At 63.4% G+C, this 20,413-nt stretch carries 19 protein-coding genes and 1 tRNA gene; 10 read left to right on the forward strand and 10 right to left on the reverse strand.

From position 1 onward, the window contains the following. Positions 1-11: 11 nt before the first annotated feature. Together H290_RS0124340 and H290_RS0124345 are read left to right on the forward strand one after the other, a co-directional pair. Positions 12-1,202, forward strand: coding sequence for an OB-fold domain-containing protein (locus H290_RS0124340; protein ID WP_020109465.1), 1,191 nt, complete (start codon positions 12-14; stop codon positions 1,200-1,202). After that, the gene (locus tag H290_RS0124345) at positions 1,199-2,365 is read left to right on the forward strand and encodes a thiolase (protein ID WP_020109466.1); all 1,167 of its coding nucleotides are present in this window, start codon (positions 1,199-1,201) and stop codon (positions 2,363-2,365) included. The genes H290_RS0124340 and H290_RS0124345 overlap by 4 nt, the downstream gene beginning before the upstream one ends. A 452-nt stretch (positions 2,366-2,817) precedes the next feature. Here the strand turns inward: H290_RS0124345 and H290_RS0124350 are convergent, their stop codons facing one another. From H290_RS0124350 to H290_RS0124365, 4 genes are read right to left on the reverse strand one after another with little or no spacing between them, the layout of a single operon-like run. Continuing rightward, positions 2,818-3,255: a hypothetical protein gene (locus H290_RS0124350; RefSeq protein WP_020109467.1), complete on the reverse strand. Its 438-nt coding sequence runs from the start codon at positions 3,253-3,255 to the stop codon at positions 2,818-2,820. Between the two features lie 25 nt (positions 3,256-3,280). After that, positions 3,281-4,711 carry a FadD3 family acyl-CoA ligase gene (locus H290_RS0124355; RefSeq protein ID WP_020109468.1) on the reverse strand — a complete coding sequence of 477 codons (1,431 nt, stop codon included), beginning with the start codon at positions 4,709-4,711 and terminating at the stop codon, positions 3,281-3,283. Then, positions 4,708-5,886: an amidohydrolase family protein gene (locus tag H290_RS0124360; RefSeq protein WP_028463651.1), complete on the reverse strand. Its 1,179-nt coding sequence runs from the start codon at positions 5,884-5,886 to the stop codon at positions 4,708-4,710. Before H290_RS0124360 ends, H290_RS0124355 begins: the two co-directional genes overlap by 4 nt. Before the next feature lie 38 nt (positions 5,887-5,924). Beyond that, positions 5,925-7,460 (reverse strand): AMP-binding protein, encoded by a 1,536-nt coding sequence (locus H290_RS0124365; protein WP_020109470.1) that lies wholly within the window; start codon positions 7,458-7,460, stop codon positions 5,925-5,927. A gap of 147 nt (positions 7,461-7,607) precedes the next feature. On the opposite strand from H290_RS0124365, the gene H290_RS0124370 reads away from it, so the two are divergent. Next, on the forward strand, positions 7,608-8,324 hold the full coding sequence (locus tag H290_RS0124370; protein ID WP_028463652.1) for an enoyl-CoA hydratase/isomerase family protein: 717 nt from the start codon (positions 7,608-7,610) through the stop codon (positions 8,322-8,324). Positions 8,325-8,502: 178 nt separating this feature from the next. Further along, entirely contained in the window at positions 8,503-9,123 is a 621-nt protein-coding gene (locus H290_RS0124375; RefSeq protein WP_020109472.1) for a TetR/AcrR family transcriptional regulator, read from the forward strand. Positions 9,124-9,135: 12 nt separating this feature from the next. Here the strand turns inward: H290_RS0124375 and H290_RS29620 are convergent, their stop codons facing one another. Further along, positions 9,136-9,390, reverse strand: a complete 255-nt coding sequence (locus H290_RS29620) for a hypothetical protein (RefSeq protein ID WP_020109473.1) — start codon at positions 9,388-9,390, stop codon at positions 9,136-9,138. Between the two features lie 591 nt (positions 9,391-9,981). Here H290_RS29620 and H290_RS0124390 point away from each other — a divergent pair. From H290_RS0124390 to H290_RS0124405, 4 genes are all read left to right on the forward strand, one after another. Continuing rightward, positions 9,982-12,516 (forward strand): sensor histidine kinase KdpD, encoded by a 2,535-nt coding sequence (locus H290_RS0124390; protein ID WP_020109476.1) that lies wholly within the window; start codon positions 9,982-9,984, stop codon positions 12,514-12,516. Continuing rightward, positions 12,509-13,198, forward strand: a complete 690-nt coding sequence (locus H290_RS0124395; RefSeq protein WP_020109477.1) for a response regulator — start codon at positions 12,509-12,511, stop codon at positions 13,196-13,198. Before H290_RS0124390 ends, H290_RS0124395 begins: the two co-directional genes overlap by 8 nt. 495 nt (positions 13,199-13,693) lie before the next feature. Beyond that, on the forward strand, positions 13,694-14,173 hold the full coding sequence (locus H290_RS0124400; RefSeq protein WP_155977015.1) for a hypothetical protein: 480 nt from the start codon (positions 13,694-13,696) through the stop codon (positions 14,171-14,173). A gap of 66 nt (positions 14,174-14,239) precedes the next feature. Continuing rightward, positions 14,240-14,752: a pyridoxamine 5'-phosphate oxidase family protein gene (locus H290_RS0124405; RefSeq protein ID WP_020109479.1), complete on the forward strand. Its 513-nt coding sequence runs from the start codon at positions 14,240-14,242 to the stop codon at positions 14,750-14,752. A 21-nt stretch (positions 14,753-14,773) separates the two neighbouring features. Here the strand turns inward: H290_RS0124405 and H290_RS0124410 are convergent, their stop codons facing one another. Together H290_RS0124410 and H290_RS0124415 are read right to left on the reverse strand one after the other, a co-directional pair. After that, positions 14,774-15,331, reverse strand: coding sequence for a TetR family transcriptional regulator (locus H290_RS0124410; RefSeq protein ID WP_020109480.1), 558 nt, complete (start codon positions 15,329-15,331; stop codon positions 14,774-14,776). 149 nt (positions 15,332-15,480) lie between these two features. Continuing rightward, entirely contained in the window at positions 15,481-16,749 is a 1,269-nt protein-coding gene (locus H290_RS0124415) for an amidohydrolase family protein (RefSeq protein WP_020109481.1), read from the reverse strand. Positions 16,750-16,810: 61 nt separating this feature from the next. On the opposite strand from H290_RS0124415, the gene H290_RS0124420 reads away from it, so the two are divergent. Continuing rightward, entirely contained in the window at positions 16,811-17,635 is an 825-nt protein-coding gene (locus tag H290_RS0124420; protein WP_028463654.1) for a helix-turn-helix transcriptional regulator, read from the forward strand. A gap of 85 nt (positions 17,636-17,720) precedes the next feature. Here H290_RS0124420 and H290_RS0124425 read toward each other — a convergent pair whose 3' ends face one another. The 3 genes from H290_RS0124425 to H290_RS0124435 all read right to left on the reverse strand — a co-directional run bounded on the left by H290_RS0124425 (position 17,721) and on the right by H290_RS0124435 (position 19,838). Then, positions 17,721-18,524 carry an SDR family oxidoreductase gene (locus H290_RS0124425; protein WP_020109483.1) on the reverse strand — a complete coding sequence of 268 codons (804 nt, stop codon included), beginning with the start codon at positions 18,522-18,524 and terminating at the stop codon, positions 17,721-17,723. 178 nt (positions 18,525-18,702) lie between these two features. Beyond that, positions 18,703-18,776, reverse strand: a tRNA-Pro gene (locus H290_RS0124430). Positions 18,777-18,842: 66 nt separating this feature from the next. Continuing rightward, positions 18,843-19,838 (reverse strand): metallophosphoesterase, encoded by a 996-nt coding sequence (locus H290_RS0124435; protein WP_020109484.1) that lies wholly within the window; start codon positions 19,836-19,838, stop codon positions 18,843-18,845. Between the two features lie 102 nt (positions 19,839-19,940). On the opposite strand from H290_RS0124435, the gene H290_RS0124440 reads away from it, so the two are divergent. Further along, positions 19,941-20,408: a GatB/YqeY domain-containing protein gene (locus H290_RS0124440; RefSeq protein ID WP_020109485.1), complete on the forward strand. Its 468-nt coding sequence runs from the start codon at positions 19,941-19,943 to the stop codon at positions 20,406-20,408. The last annotated feature ends 5 nt before the right edge of the window (positions 20,409-20,413 follow it).

Below are 20,413 nucleotides of genomic sequence, written 5' to 3' on the forward strand. Positions count from 1 at the left end.
CGGGAGATTCAATGCCTTACATCGCCTCTATCGGAACGTACCTGCCACCGTGGGGTACTCCGGATCATCGCATCGCCGGTGACGACGAGGATGCCATCACGATGGCGGTGGAGGCAGGGCGGGCAGCGCTCAGCAAGGGGGGCACGGTCGACTCGGTTGTACTCGTCACCCGTGACCTTCCATTGCTCGAAAGCAGCAATGCTGCAGTGCTTCTCGCCGGGCTTGATCTCGACCCCGAGCTAGAGGTGACCGAGCGTCTCGGTGGCGCGCCGGCAACGCTTGATGCGTTGAGTTCGGCGCGCCAGCGGACGCTGGTCATAGGTGTGGACCTCGATCCGGCCGGAGCGGCTGCCGCTCTGACCTCCGATTGTGGTCTGCACGTGCGCACGTCGGCCCGGGTGGCGCGCAGCCTTCCGGTCCGCACGCGCAATTCATCCACAGGAGTTGTGCACGATTACGGCGACCCGCGGTTGTTGCACGACCGTGGTCTGGTGGCCTCGCTGGCCGCGGCCTGGCTGGATCATCCGACAGCTGTTGCCGGCGTGGATCAGAAACACGCAAATGAACTGAGCCAGGGGTTCTCCGCACCGCTGCCTACTGTGGGCGCCAGTTCAGGTCTGTTCGCCCTTGCGGCGATGGCCGAATCGGAGACCACCGGTCCGCTGGCCGCCGTCGAACAGGCGAGCCTGTCCGGGATCACGGTTGCCGCCGGGTCGGTCGCGCTGCACCGCCGCGAGCCCGCGGCCCGGCCCAAGCTGGAGACGACGTACATCCCGGGCAACGAGATCCCGATCTCGCTCGCGGCATACGAGCGGGCGTTCGAGGCGAAGGTGCGTTGGGAGGCAGGCAAATACGCCGATTCCGAGAACCTCGACTTCCCGCCGCGCTACCAGGTCTCCGATGACTCTGCGCTGCAGACCGAATACGAGCTCGTACCGCTACCGCGGACCGGGACCGTGTACACCGGTGTCACCGTGCATGTTCCGGTGCCGGGTTTGAAAACCCCCTATTCTTTGGTGATCGTCGAACTCGAAGATGTGAACGTTCGAGCGCTGGTCAAGGTGACCGGTGCAGATCCCGGGTCGGTGGGTATCGGCGATCGTGGGCGTCTGGCGCTCCGCCGGGTGGCCATGCGTTCGGGAGTTCCCGACTACGGCTACGCATTTGAGCCCGAACCTGTTGCGGAAGGAGCAGTGGTATGAGGAAGGTTGCAGTTGTCGGTGCGGGTATGACTCCGTTCGCCGAACACTTCGCTCACGGAATCAAGGACCTGCTCCCGATGGCCTACGCGGAAGCGGCGGCCAGCGTGGACAAGGGCATCAACAAGAACGATCTGCAGGCCGCCTGGTTCGGTGCCATGGGTACGACCGACGGGTTCCCGTCCGGCATCCTCGCCGACTCCCTTGGCCTGCCGGACATTCCGGTCACGCGCATCGAGAACTCGTGTGCCACCGGCAACGATGCCGTCCGTAATGCCTTGTACGGCATCGCCTCCGGCGCGTTTGACGTCGCGCTCGTGATGGGCGCCGACAAGCTCCGCGAGACTGCGTCGAAAGACATGCTGTGGGAGTGGGAAGCGACCTCTCGGGATATGGCGTGGGACTACCCGCTGGGACTGGTTGCGCCCGCCGGATTCGCGCTGCACGTGAGCCGCTATCTCCACGAGTCGCCGGCCACCCGCGAACACATGGCGATGGTCGCGGTGAAGAACCATCGCCAGGGGGTCAACAACCCCAAGGCGCGTTTGCGGTTCGAGATCACGATGGAGCAGGCCCTCGAGGCCCCGACGGTGGTCACACCGTTTGGTCTCTATGACTGTGCCCCGCAGAGTGATGGCGCGGCCGCTTTGATCCTCGCCGCCGAAGACGTCGTCGACCGCTATACCGACCGGCCCGTGTGGGTCCGGGGTGTGGGCCTGGGCCTGGATTCGGTGATGCACCAGCACAAGACAGACATGACCACATTCCCGGCCACCGTTCGTGCGGCCAAGCAGGCGTTCACGATGGCCGGATTGACTCCCGCCGACGTCGACGTCGCCGAGGTGCACGACTTCTTCACCGGTGTCGAGATCATCAGTTACGAAGACCTGGGCTTTGCCGACCGCTTCGAGGGCTACAAGCTTCTCGAAGCCGGTGACACCTCCGTGGGTGGTTCGTTGCCGGTGAATCCCAGCGGCGGTCTGAAGTCGAAGGGTCACCCGCCGGGCGCCACCGGTGTCGCACAGTGTGTCGAGTTGTTCGACCAGCTGCGCGGCAATGCCATCAACCAGGTCGACGGCGCCAAGGTCGGTTTGGCACACAATCTCGGTGGACCCACCGCCGTGGCAGCCGTGACGATCCTCGAAGGCCCCGACTCGGCCCGCTAACCCCCCGCCGACCGTGCCCAAATCACCGTCGACCGTGCCGAACCGTTCGTTGACCGTGCCGAAACCGCAAGGGCAGTAGCAGTTTTGGCACGCTCGGCGGTATCTAAGGCACGCTGGGCGGTATTTACGGCACGCTCGACGGTGGACCATCCGCCGACCGTGCCCAAATCACCGTCGACCGTGCCGAACCGTTCGTTGACCGTGCTGAAATTGTAAGGGCGGTAGCGGTTTTGGCACGCTCGACGGCAACGAAGGCACGCTGGACGGTATTTAGGGCACGCTCGACGGTGGACCATCCGCCGACCGTGCCCAGATCACCGTCGACCGTGCCGAACCGTTCGTTGACCGTGCCGAAACCGTAAGGGCAGTAGCAGTTTTGGCACGCTGGGCGGTAACTAAGGCACGCTGGGCGGTTTTGTTGGCACGCTCGGCGGTGGGTGGTGGTGGACGGGCTACTCGGCGGCGCGTCGGATTTGTTTGAGCATGCGTTTCACGATCAGTCCATGTGCGCCGGAGCTGATGACCAGCCGCCGATAGCCCCACCCGAGTACTCCGGGAAATACTGCATACGAGCGGGCGCTGACGATCGTTCCGCCGGCTTCGGTGCTTGTCGAAAACACGAGCTGGTATCTCGAGAACCGGTGGCGGCCGGCAAGTGTGATGTGACCCTCGGGCACGGATTCGGTGACTTCGAACCCGGGAATTGTGGCGCCCAACTCGGGGATTGTGCCCGAACCGCGCCGAGGCTCTGTTCCGAGCAGATCCGTGAAGTGCGTGTTGGCGCCGAGCTGTGTGCGCGCGATCCAGGCACTCAGCGCTTCCCACGTCGTGGCCAGTGAGGCAGCCACACTCAACCGGTGTTCATCGATCAGTGGAAGATCAGTGTCCATCCGGGTGTCCCTTCACGGATCCGTCTCAGCGGAGCAGGTCCTTCACAACCTTTCCGGTTGCGTTGGTGGGCAATTCGGTGAGGAACTCGATGGACCGGGGCACCTTGAAGCCGGCCATGCGCTGGCGGCTCCAGGTGATCAGATCGGCCTCGGACACAGCTTCGTTCGTCACCACGAAGGCTTTGCAGACCTCGCCGAGGCGTTCGTCGGGGACCCCGATCACCGCAACCTGTGCAATCGCGGGGTGCTCGAGCAGGAATCCTTCGATCTCGGCGGGGTAGGCGTTGAAGCCGCCGACGATGAACATGTCCTTTTTGCGGCCGATGATCCGCAGGCGTCCGCCCTCATCGAGGTTTCCGAGGTCGCCGGTGTGCAGCCAGCCGTCGGAGTCGATGGCTTCGGCCGTGGCCACGGGATCGTCGAGGTAGCCCTGCATGACGTTGTACCCGCGGATCAGCACCTCGTTGTCATCGGCGATGCGCAGTTCGATTCCATCGCACGGTGTTCCGACGGTGGTGGCGATCTGTTCGAAGGTGTCGCCGGCCCGTGATGCGGTGGCCGTACCGCCTTCGCTCAACCCGTAACCGGTCATGATGGTCTCGAAGGGGAGATCTTTTTTGATCCGGCGGATGAGTTCGACGGGGATGTCGGCCGAGCCGGTCACCGCCGCGCGCAGCGACGAGAGGTCGCGGCTGCCGTCGTTCGCCGCGAGCAGCGATTGATACAGCGTCGGGGGTCCGGGGAGCATCGTGATCTTCTCGCGCTCAACCAGATCGAGCACCTCATCGACATCGAGCACAGGCACCGGAAGAATGGTGGCGCCGCGGATCATCGATGCGATCATGCCGGCCTTGTAGCCGAACATGTGGAAGAACGGGTTGACGATCAGATAGCGGTCGCCTTCGCGGAGATCGGCGAGATCGCACCATTCGGAGAACAGCCGCAATGTCTGCCGGTGGTTCATCATGACGCCCTTGGGGCGTCCGGTGGTGCCCGAGGTGTACATGATGTCGGCGATGTCGTCGCCGCTGACCTCACACTCGAAAGGCTCACCACTGGACAGGAAGTCGGACTTGAGGTCGATGACGGGAACTCCGTCGGGGCCGCTGTACTCGGTGCCGAGGAAGCCCTGCTGCACGAGCAGCAGTTTGGCGCCGCTGCGGCGGACGATGTCGTCGGCCTCGTCAGCCTTGTACCGGGTGTTGACCGGGACCAGCACTGCGCCGGCGGTCAGCAGCCCGAAGACCGCGATGACCCATTCGGCCGAGTTGGGTGCCCAGATGGCGACCCGGTCGCCTTTGTTGATGCCCGCTGATGCAAAAGCTCCGGCTGCCTTCCGAACCCGTTGTGTGAGTTGACGGAAAGTCAGCCGGAGCGGTCCGTCGACGATCGCTTCGTTGTCACCGAAGCGATCGCCGACGGAGAGGACCATCTGCGGGATGGTCTCCCAGGTCATACCTTGAGCAACCTCGCCATGTTTCCGCCCATGACCAGCTTCTGATCCTCGAGAGGCAGGTGCTGGATGTGGTTGATGTACGTGGTCGGCTCGGCCAGGCCCTCGGGATGCGGGTAGTCCGACCCGAACAGCACGCGCTCGGCGCCGATGAGGGCGGTGAGCTTGCTGAAGTCTTCTTCCCAGAAGGGGCTGACGTGGATGCTCTTCTTGATGGCAGCCACCGGATCCTGCATGCCGAAGCCCTCAGGAGCCTTCTTGTACACGTCGGCCAGTGTCTGCAGCACGTGCGGCAACCAGCTGGCACCGTTCTCGATGACGGCGATGCGCAGCTCCGGGAAACGGAACAGGGCGCCGTGGCAAACCCACGAAGCAACCGTGTCCTGGATCGGACGCCATTCGCTGACCATGCGGAACGCGTTGGTCACGAACGGGAGCATCTCGTCGCTGGTGCCTTCCCAGTCCTGGTTGTACCGCGCGTAACCGCTGTCGGACGAATGCTGGGTGACCAGCACGTCGAGCTCGACAACGCGCTTCCAGAACGGGTCGAACTCGGGCAGGGCAAACGACCGCGGGCCCTTGTATCCGGGGACCGGAGCGGGGCGGACCAGGATGGCCTTGGCGCCACGCTCGACACACCACTCGAGTTCCTTGATGGCCTCTTCGACGATCGGCAAGCTGATCACCGGGACGGTGAAGATGCGATCCTCGTAGTTGAAGCCCCAGGTCTCGTACAGCCACTGGTTGAGCGAGTGGACCACGGCGTGGATTAGTTCCGGGTTGTCACTCATGCGCTCCTCGATGAGGCTCGCGAGCGTGGGGAACATCAGGGTGCGGTCGATCTGCAGCTCATCCATGAGCTTGAGACGCGCAGCAGGCTCGCGGAAGGCGGCAGGTGCCTTGATCGGCTTGCCGAAGATCTCGCGCTTGCTCTTGCCTTCGGGGTTGCCGTTCTTGAAGTAATCCTCCATGGCACCCGGGCGAGCGACGACGTCAAACGTCGGGTTCGGGATGTATTCGCTGATCTGACCCCGGATGGCGATCTTCGTGCGGCCATTGACCTGGACGTACTGGATCGCATTCTTGTACTTCTCCGGAAGGAACTTGGTCAGCGCCTCCTGGGTCTCGTACAGGTGGTTGTCCGCGTCGAACAACGGATACGGCAATGCTTCGGGCATGAGATCCTCCATTTCCTTTAGTGAGAACCATATTCTCTTTACACGGATGTCGCAATATCCTTGCGAACCTGAAACTTCTGTACTTTCCCGCTCGCAGTCCGCGGGAACTCGTCGACCTGATGCAATTCCTCGGGCCACTTCTGCTTGGCCAGGCCGATCCGATCGCAGTGTGCCCTGACTTCGTCCATCGTGGGCATGGAATGGCCGGAATGGAGACGAAGGACCCCGGCGGCATGCTCGCCGAGGCGGGCATCGGGGGCGGCGACCACCACCGCTTCGGCGACTGCGGGCATGCCCATCAGGACCTCCTCGACCTCGAGTGCGCTGATGTTCTCGCCACCGCGAATGATGAAGTCCGCCTTGCGATCTGTGATGGTGAGATAGCCGTCGTCATCGATCACGCCGACGTCGCCCGTGCGATACCAGCCCTCGGAATCGAAGCTGCGTTCGGTCAGTTCCGGGTCGGTGTAGCCGATGCAGAGGTCGGGTCCGCGACTGAAGATCTCGCCGTCCTCACCGAGCCGGACCTCGACGCCCGGCAAGACATTTCCGTCGGTGAACAGACGCTTGTCGATGGGGGCGTTGTACATCGAGCCGACGATCGAGGGATGCTCGGTGCTCCCATACGAGCGGAACACCGTGATGCCGAGATCTTCGAGTCGCGTGGTGACCGCCGCGGGAACTGACGACCCACCCAAGCCGGCGTACTTCATGAAGGGCAGGTACTCGTCGGTGAAGTCGGGGTGGTCGATCAGGCTCGTGACGAAGTAGGTGGCACCGCCGCCGACGGTCAGGCCCTCCGTCTTCATCAGATGCATGGACTGCGCCGGGTCCCACACGTCGGTGAGGTTGATGGGACTGCCGTCGAGGACCGGGATGAGGAAGGCGTTGACCATCCCGATGAAGTGCCCGACCGGGGCGGCGGTGAGCTGGCTCCCGCGGTCGGGCGGGTACCACGCGCCGAGCTGCCGGGTCTCGAAACCGAGGGTGCGATGACTGTGGATCACACCCTTGGGCGAGCTGGTGGTTCCCGAGGTGAACGCGATCAGTGCCGGTAGCGCGGCATCGGTCTCGATGATCCCGGACATCGGTTCGTCGGCGAGGAGATCGTCGAAGTTGCGGCCGACCACACCCACGATCGGCACGTCGGCGCTGAGTTCGGGGGAGTACTCGAGACGACCGAACTTTTCCGTGGCGATGAACACCTTCGGCTTGATCGCGCCGAGGATGTAGCCGACTTCTTTGCGTCCATAGAAGTGGACGATCGGTACGACCGTGGCGCCGAGGAATGACGACGCCCAGAACGTTGCGGCGGCCTCCATCCAGTTGGGCAGCTGAAAAGCGACGATGTCCCCGGGGCCCACGCCGCGGTCCCGTAGGCCTGCAGCAAGCCGCCGGGCCACGAGTTCGACGTCGGAGAAGGTGCCTGACCAGGGGCGGATCGATGAATGGATGCGGAATTCGACATCGGGTGCGGCGGTCAGTCCCGCTGCCAGCAGTTCGCCGATGGTCTCGTCGGTCCACCAGCCCTGTTGCTCATATCTGGCCACCAGGTCAGCGGGGATGGTTCGCATGTCGACAACTCCAATACAGCTCTGGCTCTGAACCCGGGGTCCGCGGCGACGACCGGGATGACGCCCGATCGAGGGTGTCCCCGGTCAACTATGGTGATGATATTCTCACAACTGAAGAATGCCAATCTCATTGATGGAGAATCTCCCATGGTTGAACTTGAACTCGACGAAGGCCTGGCGGTCATCACGATCAATCGCCCCGAGGCCCGGAACGCAATTGCGCCCGAAACCATGGATCAGCTCGAGACCGCGCTGGACGAGGCCAAAGGCGCTCAGGCGCTGGTCATCAAGGGTGCCGGCGACAAGGCGTTTGTCTCCGGCGGAGATCTGAAACAACTCAGCGCGTTGCGGACCATCGAAGAGGCCGAGGCGATGGCCCGTCGGATGCGCGGGATCTGTGACCAGATCGCCGCATTCCCGGCGCCGGTCGTCGCGGCGATGAACGGGCACGCACTCGGCGGCGGAGCCGAGGTGGCCGTTGCTGCTGACATCCGCGTCGCTGCCGACGACATCAAAATCGGCTTCAACCAGGTCACACTGGCAATCATGCCGGCGTGGGGTGGAGCCGAGCGGCTCGCTGCGCTGGTCGGTAAGAGCCGGGCGCTGCTGCTCGCCGGCGGTGGCGCGCTTGTCGGTGCTGCCGAGGCCGAGCGGCTCGGACTTGTCGACAAGGTGCTGCCCCGGGCCTCTTTCGAAGAGGGCTGGAAGGCCGTGGCCAGGTCGCTGGCCAACAATTCGTCCGGCGACATCAAGCGCGTGATCGGCGGCGCGACCCCCGATGAGGCGGTCGCCGCATTCGCACGTCTGTGGGTTGCCGACGAGCATTGGGCGGCAGCTGATCGGGTGATGAACCGAAAGCGCTGATCCATCATCTGAAGATGGTTCGAAACGGCCGCCCGGGAGATCCTGGGGGGCCGTTTCGGCGTTCCGGATGACCCGCTGCTAGGCATTTGCACAGCATCCGCCATCATTGTGGATATCGGCGCGCTAACATGTCGTGAGCCAGAGCGGCTGTCATCCATCGATGCGGAGGTCGAACTCGATGTCTACGCCCCGCAGACTCGGCGCACCGGACGCCAAGAATCGTGCGGTGCTGCTCGCTGCCGCCGAGCGTGTGATGTTGGAGAACGGCTATGCCGCGGTGAGTTCGCGGCGGGTGGCCGACGAAGCCGGTCTCAAACCTCAGCTCGTCCACTACTACTTCCGCACCATGGACGAATTGTTCCTGGAGTTGTTCCGGCGCCGGGCCGAGCAGGGCCTCGAGGTGCAGGCCTTGGCGCTCAAATCAGAGCAGCCGTTGTGGGCACTATGGGCTTTCAGCACAGATCCGGCGGGTGCGATTTTCACGATGGAGTTCATCGCGCTGTCGAACCATCGCAAAGAACTTCGCGCCGAGATCGTGCGGATCTCCGAACAGTTCCGCGTCGAGGCGAGCACCGGTATCGAAGACGTCCTCCGGCGCTACGGAGTCGATCTCGATCAGATGCCGGCCGTGGCGGCAATTGTGTTGATGACCAGCATCTCGCGCGTTGTGGTCATGGAAGACACTCTCGGCGTCCGGGAAGGGCATGCCGAGATGATCAAGGTGGTCGAGGACTACCTACGCCAACTCGAGGGTGAACCCGGTCCCGAGCTGCTGGAGGCCCTGCAGCACCGTCGGTGACGGTGCAGCGGTTCAGGCGACTGTCTTGAGGCTGTCGTCGTTGACGAACACCAGGCTGCCGTCGTTCAGCAGAACGGCAAAGCGCTTCGGGCTGACCTGGAGGCCGTCACCGAGGTCGACGGTGGCCTCGGGAAGTACGCCGAAGTCCTCGACGATGGTGCCCTCACGAGTGTTGTCGTCTGCGGTGACGCTGACCGCAGTTCCGACGCTGAATGCGTCAGATGCTGCAGGAGCATCCTTCTCGGCAGCCGATTGTTTATTTCGCATGCTCACATTAGATCAGTAGATTGCCGCTTTTGGTACGCCGGAGTTGCTGAAGTGAATGTCCGGTGTTGACGAGTATTCGAATACACAACGTGTATTTGCTCTGCCGATCGTGTCGAGGTCGCACGCGCAAAGATCTCGTATAGATCGCGCGAACCAGCGTATGAAGGTCATCAACGACGGGTCCGATGTGCTTGCTTGCGCCGCGTGCATATGCGCGTTGGTGTTGCGCGTCGTCGCAGCGAGATCTCGCAAATGACCGCCGACGGAGTGATCAATGCGGTGCTGCTGATCCTCGCCACCGTTGTGGCGATATCTCTGTGCAGCCCTGGTGTTTCCTGAAAGGTTCGTAGAGGCGGGAGTTCCTCGTTGGCCGCAGCCCTTCAGATCGGGTGAGACTCATTGCGCTGCTTGCCTGTTCGATCACCTCGGCGGTCATCTCATCATGAACTCGATGTCGGCATGGATTCGGCAAGGTGTGGTAACTCCAGGTGCCCGGGGCAGCCCGGCTCTTGGGACAGCTGACCGTCAATGCGCTGGGTGTCAACATCGGCCTGGGGCTGACGGCTCCGGGCTGCGACTAAGATCGCTGCAGTGACCGCCGGTGCAGAGGGCAGGGGACGACTCGAGGTGTTCCTCGGTTGCGCACCTGGCGTGGGCAAGACCTACGAGATGTTGGCCCAGGCGCACACGATGCTGGCCGATGGGGTCGACGTTGTGGTCGGTGTGGTCGAATCCCACGGCCGATCGATCACGGCCGCCATGATCGACGGTCTCGAGGTCATCGACCGGGCCTGGGTCGACTACCGCGGAACCCTGTTGGACGAGATGGATCTCGAGGCCGTCCTGAAGCGCCGGCCGCAGGTGGTCCTGGTGGACGAACTGGCCCACACCAATGCGGCGGGGTCACGAAATCCGAAGCGGTGGCAGGACATCGATGAACTCCGCGACGCGGGTATCGATGTGATGTCCACGATCAACATCCAGCATCTGGAAAGCCTCAACGACGTTGTTCAGGAAATCACCGGAATCGTTCAGCGTGAAACGGTGCCGGACGATGTGGTGCGCTCTGCCGACGAGATCGAACTGGTGGACATCGCGCCGCAGGCTCTGCGCCAACGACTTTCGGCGGGCAAGGTCTATCCGGGAGACCGCGTGGGAGGTGCCCTCGCCAACTACTTCCGACAGGGGAACCTCACCGCGCTCCGTGAACTGGCTTTGCTGTGGCTGGCCGATCAGGTCGACGACAACCTCGCCGACTACCGCGCCGCCCACGAGATCACGGACACCTGGGAGGCGCGTGAACGAGTGGTGGTCGCGATCACCGGCGGCCCCGAATCGGCGACCCTGCTGCGACGGGCGAGCCGCATCGCATCACGATCGAGTGCCGAACTCGTTGTGGTCCATATTGTTCGCGATGACGGGCTGACCGATCCGGCGATGGTGGACCTGGCAAAGCTCACCGAACTGGCCAAGGGGTTCGGAGCCCAGATGCACTCCATCGTCGGCGACGACGTCCCTGCCACACTGCTCGAGTTCGCTCGTGGGGTCAACGCCACGCAGCTGGTCCTGGGCACCTCGAGGCGGTCCCGATGGCAGCGGATTCTGGACGAAGGTGTCGGCTCCGCCGTCGTGCAGCGGTCCGGCAAGATCGATGTCCACATGGTCACCCACGAGGAGACCAAGGCGCGGAACGTCCTCGACATCAGGAACACTCGGTTTCATCGCCCCCTGAGCTGGGTGTGTGCCGTGGTCGTCCCGGTGGTGGCGGCGGGAATTCTGATGGCGCTCGATCCGTGGCTGGGCATCGCCAGTCAGTCCGCACTGCTCTTTGTGGTTGTCCTCGCGGTGTCGATGCTCGGCGGGATCGGGCCGGCGGCGTTGTCGGCGATCGTTTCTGGGCTGCTCCTGAACTTTCTCTTCACGTCGCCGCGGTACACCTTCACCATCAATGAGACCGACAATGCGATCACCATCATCGTGATGCTGGTGATCGCGATAGCCGTTGCAGTGCTGGTGGATTCGGCGACGGTTCGCCGCGTGCAGGCACAGCGGGCCGCCCGGGACGCGGAGCTGCTGGCGATCTTCGCAGGGGCAGTTCTCAGCGGTGAAGATATCGAAGGGTTGTTGCGGATCGTGCAGACGACATATGACCAGAGCGCGGTCTCGGTGGTTCGGATCGCGCACCGCGAGCCGAACGTCGTCGAGGGTTCGGTCGGGGACGATCCGCCTGCGGATGCCGAACATGCGGACACGGTCTGCGAGGTGCCCGGAGGTGACTTCGCGATGCTGTTGCGCGGACCCAAACTCGGTGGCCGCGATCGCCGGGTGCTGGTCGCCGTGGCAAACCAGGCCGCGGGTGTTGTCCAACGACGAAAGCTGGCCACGCAGGCTGCCGAAGCGCGGGCACTGGCGGAAACCGATCAGTTGAGGCGGGCGCTGCTGTCTGCGGTCAGTCACGACCTGCGGACGCCGCTGGCCGCGGTGAAGGCATCGGTGTCGAGCCTGCGGGGAACCGATGTCGTGTTCTCGCCGCAGGACACCGCGGAGTTGCTGGCGACCATCGAAGAATCCACCGACCATCTGACCGCGCTGGTGGGTAACCTTCTCGATTCGTCACGGCTGGCCGCCGGGGTGGTGCGCCCGGACCTGCAGATGGTCTACCTGAATGAGGTCGTCAGTCGCGCGGCGGTGGGCATCGCGCGATTTGATCCGGTCGCCGCGGAACGCGTCGAGCTCGACATCGATCCGGTCCTTCTCTATGCCGATGCGGGGCTCCTCGAGCGGGTGCTTGCCAATCTCATCGACAACGCGCTTCGGCACAGCGGCGACTCGACGCCTGTGCAGGTGCGGGCGAGGCTGACCTCCGACGATCCTCCGCGGTGTTCCATCGCGGTTGTCGATCATGGTCCCGGTGTACCGGTAGAGGTGCGGCCGAAGATGTTCACCGCGTTCCAGCGCCTGGGTGACGAAAACACCGTGGACGGCGTCGGTCTGGGGCTGTCGGTGGCGCAAGGATTTGTGCGGGCGATGAACGGGGTCATCACTCCGTCGGAGTCTCCCGGTGGTGGCCTGACGATGGCATTCGATCTGCCGCTCGGCCCGCAGACGGGGGAATCCGATGCCTGAAAAAATTCGGGTCCTCGTAGTCGATGACGAGCCCCAGATCTTGCGCGCGTTGCGGATCAACCTGAACGCGCGGGGCTTCGATGTGACGACGGCGTCGAGCGGGGCCGGCGCGCTGACGGCGGCGGGCCAGACAAACCCGCACGTCATCGTTCTCGACCTCGGGCTACCTGACATCGACGGATTCACTGTGCTGGCCGGACTGCGTGGGTGGACCAATGTTCCGGTGATCGTGCTCTCGGCCCGAGTCGATTCGTCGGACAAAGTGCAGGCACTCGACGCCGGTGCCGACGATTACGTGACGAAACCATTCGGGATGGAAGAGTTCTTGGCCAGGCTGCGAGCTGCGGTGCGACGCGGGAGCGCGAGCACCGACGAGGCACTTCCGGTGGTTCAGACCGATGCCTTCACCGTGGACCTCGGGGCCAAGCAGGTGATCCGCGACGGTGAACCGGTGCATCTGACTCCCACCGAGTGGGGCGTTCTCGAGATGCTCGTGCGGCACGAAGGAAAACTCGTCAGCCAGCGCGACATCCTCAACCACGTGTGGGGACCGACGTACGGCGCTCAGTCGAACTATCTGCGCGTGTATCTGGCGAGCCTGAGGCGCAAGCTCGAACCTGACCCAACCCGTCCACGCCATCTCCTGACCGAGGCCGGTATGGGATATCGCTTCGTCGGATAGGTTTCATTACCGACCGAGTTATTTGTTGGTTGCAATTCCTGGTTGTTAATTCCTTTACCTGCCCAAAAGGGCAGGTGGGCATTTGTCGACAATTGTTCGTTGTTTCCATTGGGAAACACGGATGAAACTTTGCGAGTGCTCGCTTTTAATTTAAGGACTCGGTGTCCGTTGCTGGTTCTGCAAAGCAACGCGCTTCACCTGTTCGTATTACACCGCAGGTCAGCGGAGTGTCCGTCGAACCTTGCGCGCCCGGTACAGCCGGTTTGCTGAAATTAATTCCCTCCTGGGAGTTTTACTCCGAACAGCCGATTTCATATATGTTTATGAAGATTCGTACCCGGGTATGAGTTGTTGTGCGGCGATCGTCTTCACTTTGTGACTAGGATCAAAACTGCTCTAGTGGAAGGTGGGCGAGGATGGCGGCCAGTCGGCATGATGAACCTCAACTTGTTATTGAACGTGGGGGCAAATTGTCACAGAGAGTGGATGGGCGCAGTGCAGCAATCAGGAGCTGAAACGACGACGTTGCTCGCCACTCTTCGGCGCTGGCAGGACGCCCAATGTACGGACGGCGTCTACTGGTGCGCGGCATGGCTGTACTCCTGTGGAGATCCCATCGCCAATGACCTCCTCGATGACTTGGCGCGGGACGAGAGTCTGGAAGTCGACCACATCGAAACGGTCCTACCCCGATTGGCGCGCTGCCGATTCCAGGATCTTGTCGAGTGGTGCCTGCACACCGCCACCCGCCTGGACGGATCGCTGACGACGGATCCGGGCCGGTGGTTGCCCGACCTGAACCGCAGTCTCGACGACGGTGTCCTGACGTTGGCCGTGGCGCTACACCGCGTGGTACTCGCCGACATGTGGTTGATGACGTGTTCGGACACAACTCTGAGCGACAACGCCGCGGTGATCCGGGCGTACCAGGTCAGGCGGCAATCGGTGCTGGCAGCTGCCGCCCAGCGGAACTGATCTGACCCCGGACCGACCCCGGCATCAAACAAACTGGTTTGTTCGCTATCTGCTAGCGTGGTCGCCATGCCCGAATCAGCAGACGAATCTACCGTCGACCAGAACGTTCAGAGTGCCGAGGTGCGCCCACAGAAACGCGGTCTTCGCATCGCTATGACACCTGCGGAGCGCGACGAGTTCTTGGCCGCACAACGTACCTGCCGAGTTGCCACCACCGGTGTGGACGGTGCGCCGCATCTGTCGGCGCTCTGGTTCGTCTGGGACGGAGATGTGTTGTGGCTCAACTCGATTGTGAAGAGTCAGCGCGGGACCGATGTGTCCCGCGATGCCCGGGTATCGGTACTGATCGACGCCGGCGAGGGTTTCACGGATCTGGCCGGCGTCGAGATCAGAGGGCGTGCCGAGTGGGTTGGCGAGGTGCCGCGGACAGGTGAGCCCAATGAGGAACTGGTGGCTCCGGAAACGGCGTTCGGCAACAAGTACGCGGGCGGTCGGTTTGGTTACGACGGCCGGCACGCGTGGCTCAAGGTTGTCCCGGAGAAGATCGTCAGTTGGGATTTCAGCAAGAACAAGCGCTGAGCTCCGGGGTACGCGAGTGATTCAGGCCGCGGGACCGATGATGCGGCGGACTGCTTCCTCGACATCGGCCCTGCGGTCACCGGCGGTCCTACCTCGCACGGGCAGTGTTGCCGCCCAGAAGGTCGCCACTGAATGGATCAGCTGAAGTAACTCACGCGGATTCCATCGCGTATCTACAGTGCCGGCGTCCTGCGCGCGTCGGACGGCCTCACCCTTTTCCTGTTCGAGCAGGACCACGGCGTCGACATGTGCTGTTGCGCACTGTTCTTCGAGCTGCATCCAGGCCAGCATGCGGACCTGATCGGGGTGTTCGAGAAAGTGCTCGTACAGCCGGCCCGCGTAGGCGACGAGGTCATCGTTGTCGATCGGGATCGACGACGTGCCTTCCCGGACACCTTCCCGAATGGCCTCATCGAACAGGACTTCTTTGCTGCCGAAGTACGCGTAAAGGCGTTCCTTGCTCGCTCCTGCACTTTTCGCGATGCGGTCGATACGGGCGCCATTGATTCCGTACTGCGCAAACTCTGCCCGCGCTGCTTCCAGGACACGAGCCCTCGCATCTTCCGCTGATCGCCGCATTCAGGAAGTGTACCGCTCGCAAACGAACTGGTTTGTTCGCGTGGCTCAACCTGCATCAGGTGAATCGAAGCCGGTCGGTGGCTGCAGTAGCAGCCACCGACCGGTGCGATCTGGCGCCGGTGGTGAACCGGCGAGTATTCGGGCGGCGATCAGGCCTGCCCGGTCACCAGATGTTTCTGCGCGTAGAGCTTGGCCCACTCGGCGCGCGGACGAATTGAGACATCGACGTCGGTTGCGGTGGCCCGCAATGCGCCGACGGTCGCGTCCTCTCGCTTGGTCTTCGCGAACGGATCCCACCCGAAGTGGCGGCACGAGTTCTCGAAGGTGATCTTGTTGATGTCGCTGTCGCTGGCGCCCACAGCGGTCAGCTCGCCGTACACGCTCTCGGCGGCATCGGGGAAGAAGCAGTCCGAATGCGGGAAGTCGCATTCCCACGCGATGATGTCGATGCCGATCTCGTGCCGCAACTTCAGGGCGGTCGGATCGGTGACGTAACACGCGAGGGAATGCTCCTTGAATACTTCACTCGGCAGCTTGCCGCCAAAATCGCGCTGCAGCCAACGCTGATTGGTGTAGTGCCGGTCGCAGCGGTCGAGGTAGAACGGAATCCAGCCGATACCGCCCTCGGAGAACGCGAACTTGAGGTCGGGGAACGAACGCATCGCCGGACCCCAGAGCAGGTCTTGGGCGGCGATGGCGGAGATCTGGGTGGCCAGGACGATCAAGTTGTCGACCGGAGCGTCGGGTGCCATCGAGATCGCCCCGAATCCCGATCCGATGTGGAGGCACATGACCACGTTCTCGTCCGAGAGTGTCTGGAATACCGGACCCCAGTAGTCGATGTCGTGATAGCTGGGGAGACCTTCGAGGTGCGGGATCTCGGGCATGGTGACGGCATGGCAGCCTTTCGCGGCCACTCGCTTGATTTCGGCGACCATCGCCTCCGGACTCCAGGTGGGCAAAAGGGCCAGCGGGAGGAACCGGTCGGGGTACGCGGCGCACCACTCGTCGATGTGCCAGTCGTTGTATGCCCGCACCATCACGATCGTCACCTCGGCCTGATGCTGGTTGAGGTGGCGCGCGGAAAAGCCTGTGAAGGTGGGGAAGCACATCGAAGCCAGGATGCCGTTGCGGCTCATGTCGCGGACGCGTTCGTGGACGTCGTACACCCCTGGGCGCATCTCGGCGAACCGGGCGGGATCGCGACCCCACTCCTCGGCCGGCCACGAAACGACGGCGTTGAGCCCGCTGACGCCGGTGGGTTTACCCTGATAGACCCACTGATCGACGCCCTGGTCGGTCACGATCACCCGGGGCGCCTCGTCGACGTATTTGGCCGGGACATGATTCAGGAACATGTCGGGTGGCTCGACAACATGGTCGTCGATGCTGACCAGGATCAGGTCTTCGACATTCATTAAAAACTCCTCGAAGTGCGGTAGGTCACGTGGGCTCTCACTATGTGTACCCTTCATAACCATGACCGACTCCACACATTCGGCCATGCCTCGTGCAGAAGCGGCCAATGTCAAGCGGCTACGCCGTAGCGCCGTGGTGAGCGCCGGTAGCCACCTTTACGAGGGGGAACGGCTGGTGACCGGATGGCACCATCACGACGAGCATCAGATGGAGTACGCGGTCGGTGGAGTGGTGGAGGTCGAGACCGCATCAGCCCACTATCTTCTTCCTCCCCAGCGGGCCGTGTGGATTCCGGCCGGGCTGGAACACCAGGCCACGATGAACTCGAATGTGCAGTCGATCGCGGTGATGTTCGATCCGGAACTCGTGCCGTATGAGGGGCGGAGTGCGGCGATTCTCAGCGTCTCCCCACTGATCCGGGAGATGATCGTCTACGCGCAACGCTGGCCGATCAACCGGCTGAGGAGCGACACCGAAGCCGATAGCTTCTTCGCCACTCTCGGAAACCTGTTGCTCGAGGCGATCGCAAGCGGTGGTGCGACGCTCAGTCTGCCCACCTCGGACAACTCTGTGGTCGCAGACGCCATGGCGTTCACCAAGGAAAACCTGCAGTCGGTCGGCATCGCGGACGTCGCCCGGGCGGTGTCGGTGTCGGAGCGCACCCTGCGCCGCATGTTCCACGAGGAGGTCGGATCGTCGTGGCGCACCTATCTCCTGCGGGCGCGCATGTTGAAAGCGATGGCGCTGCTGGCTTCTCCGGATCAATCCGTCCAGGAAACGGCTCGCGTAGTGGGTTTCCAAAACGCCAGTTCGTTCGCCAGGGCATTCACCGACTACTGGGGGCAGACACCTTCGTCATGCCGTCAAAGCAGCCCAGGTCTGTGACCGGAGCGCGCGGAGACCTACGAAACAAGGAAACCCCGGTCCGCATTTCTGCGAACCGGGATCTCACTGCTTGTGTCTCAACTGCTCACAGCGTCGCGAAGACCCCGCCGTCGACCGCGAGGTCGGTGCCCGTGATGAACCCCGACTCCGGCCCGACCAGGAACGCCACGGCTGCGGCAATGTCTTCGGGCGTGCCGAACCGTCCGGTGCCGCTGAGCTCCATGCGCTCACGCATGCTGTCGCCCCCTTTGCTCTTTAGCTCGAGAAGTGCCATCGGGGTGATGATGACACCGGGGCTGATGGAGTTGACCCGCGCGCCGCGCCGACCCCAGGTAATGGATGCGTCCCGGACGCGCAGTTGGTTGCCTCGCTTCGAGACGCCGTAGGCGACAACCGGCGCGGGTATGTCCGCGAGTGCCGGGATGGCGAGAAGGTCCTCGGTCGGTGTCGATCGCAGCAGCGTCTCCAGCTCCGGCGCCACCGGGATACGGTGGCCGGCCATCGAAGCGATGAACACACCGGCACCGCCCGGCGCGATGACCTCGCCGAAGGCATCGCTGACCAGCGCCGCGCCGAGCAGGTTGACTTTCAGGATTGTCTCGATGCCGGCCTGCGACGGCGAGAGTCCGGCGGTGTGAACGACGGCGGTCACCTGCCCGAGATCTGCGGCGGTCTTCGCCAGCGTGCGTACCGATTCTGCATCCGATATATCGACGGCGTGCGGTACGACGACATGACCGACTTGGCGCAGCGACTCGGCCACCGGGTCGAGACGATTCGAATCGTGATCGGCGATGACGATCGTGGAGCCAGGGCCCAGGCGACGGGCAATGGCGAGTCCCATCCCCCCGGTGCCGGTGATGACGGTGACACGGGGATCTGAACGCATAGAGGGATATTCGCGCCCGTCCGCTCGTCTGTCAATTCCCAAGAGCCACCTCGTCGGCCGCTTATCGAGGCAACCCCAGAAACGAGGAAACCCCGGCTTTGGTTTCCCAAGACCGGGGTCTCACTGCTTGTGTCTCAACCAACACATCCTGCAAGACCGATCGAAATCGGTCTTTCTGTCGGGGTGGCGGGATTCGAACCCACGACCTCTTCGTCCCGAACGAAGCACGCTACCAAGCTGCGCCACACCCCGTGATCAATCAGCCTGCGATAGCTTACCGCAGTCCGCCCGAGGCATTAAATCGCCTGGTCAGAGGCATCAATTGGCCTCGGCGTTGATCGGTGGAAGCGACCCTTCGTGGTCGAAATCGGAGTCGTCGTCGGAGACCGGGGTCAGGGTCAGCAGCGACGCCTCGGGGCGGCAGCAGAAGCGGGCGGGAGCGTACGGGGAGGTACCCAATCCGGCGCTCACATGCAGGCGCATCGAGGCACCCCAGGCGGACGGTCCCTTGACCCTCGACCGGTCGAGATGACAGTTGGTCACCAGCGCACCGTAGAACGGCAGGCAGAGCTGGCCGCCGTGGGTGTGGCCGGCCATCACGAGGTCGTAGCCGTCGTCGGCGAACCGGTCGAGGACACGGGGTTCGGGGGAGTGGGTCAGCCCGAGTCGCAGGTGCGCGAGTGGGTTGGGACGTCCCTCGATGGTCTCGTAGCGGTCGCGTCCGATATGTGGATCGTCGACGCCGGCGGCGGCCACGCGGACCCCGGCGACCTCGAGTTCGCGGACCGAGTGGGTGGCGTCGAGCCAGCCGCGCTCGGTGAACGCAGCTCGCAGATCCTGCCAGGGCAGGGGCTCACCATGGGACCGCTTGTGGTTCTTCTTGAAGTACTTGAGCGGGTTCTTGGCCGTCGGCCCGAAGTAGTCGTTGGAGCCGAAAACGAACAATCCCGGCACCGACAGCAGTCCCCCGAGAGCCTGGACCACCGCGGGCACCGCCTGCGGGTGAGCCAAGTTGTCGCCGGTGTTGATCACCAGGTCGGGTGCCAGGCCGGCGAGCTCCTGAACCCAGGCCTGCTTGAGGCGCTGGCCGGGCATCATGTGCAGGTCGCTGATGTGCAGAACCCGCAGCGGTGTGGCGCCGGGCTCGAGAACGGGCAGCGTCTGATGGCGTAGCGCAAAAGCATTGCGCTCCACCAGAGTTGCGTAGGCGAGGCCGGCAGCGCCGGCGGCAACAGTGCCGAGAGCGAGCTGCTGCAGCGTCGGTCGTGAAACCTGATTCGCGCGCCGAGCAGCGCCATGTAGTCCCTGAATCATTGCCCCAGGATACGCGTCGGGCTCGGTGCTGCGGGTTTCTTGCCCTCTGCGCGCGGAGAAAGGGTTGGGAACCGGACACCCCGTCGGCGTAGCTTTGACGTCATGTCGACCATCAAGGAGCAGATCCGCGCCGATCTGACCACTGCCATGAAAGCCAAGGAAACGCTTGTCACCGGAACGCTGCGGATGGTCCTCGCCGCGATCGGTGCCGAAGAGGTCTCCGGCAAGGCGGCGCGTGAGTTGACCGACGAAGACGTCCTCAAAATTCTCGCCCGCGAAAGCAAGAAGCGGGCCGAGTCAGCGTCGATCTTCGCCGAGAACGACCGCGAGGAATTGGCCGCCAAAGAGCGCGCCGAGGGCGAGATCATTGCTCGCTACCTGCCGAGCCAGCTCGATGACGCCGAACTCGCCGCAGTGGTCGACCAGGCCTATGCGGCAGTCGCCGAACAGACCGGTACCGAGCCGACGATGAAGCAGATGGGCCAGATCATGGGGCAGGCCACCGCACTTGCCGCCGGCCGGGCCGATGGCAAGCGCCTGTCGGCCGCGGTCCGCACGCGACTTCAGTAGTCGAG

It is taken from the genome of Nocardia sp. 348MFTsu5.1 (assembly GCF_000383535.1).
In the GTDB taxonomy this organism is placed as follows: Bacteria; Actinomycetota; Actinomycetes; order Mycobacteriales; family Mycobacteriaceae; genus Williamsia; species Williamsia faeni.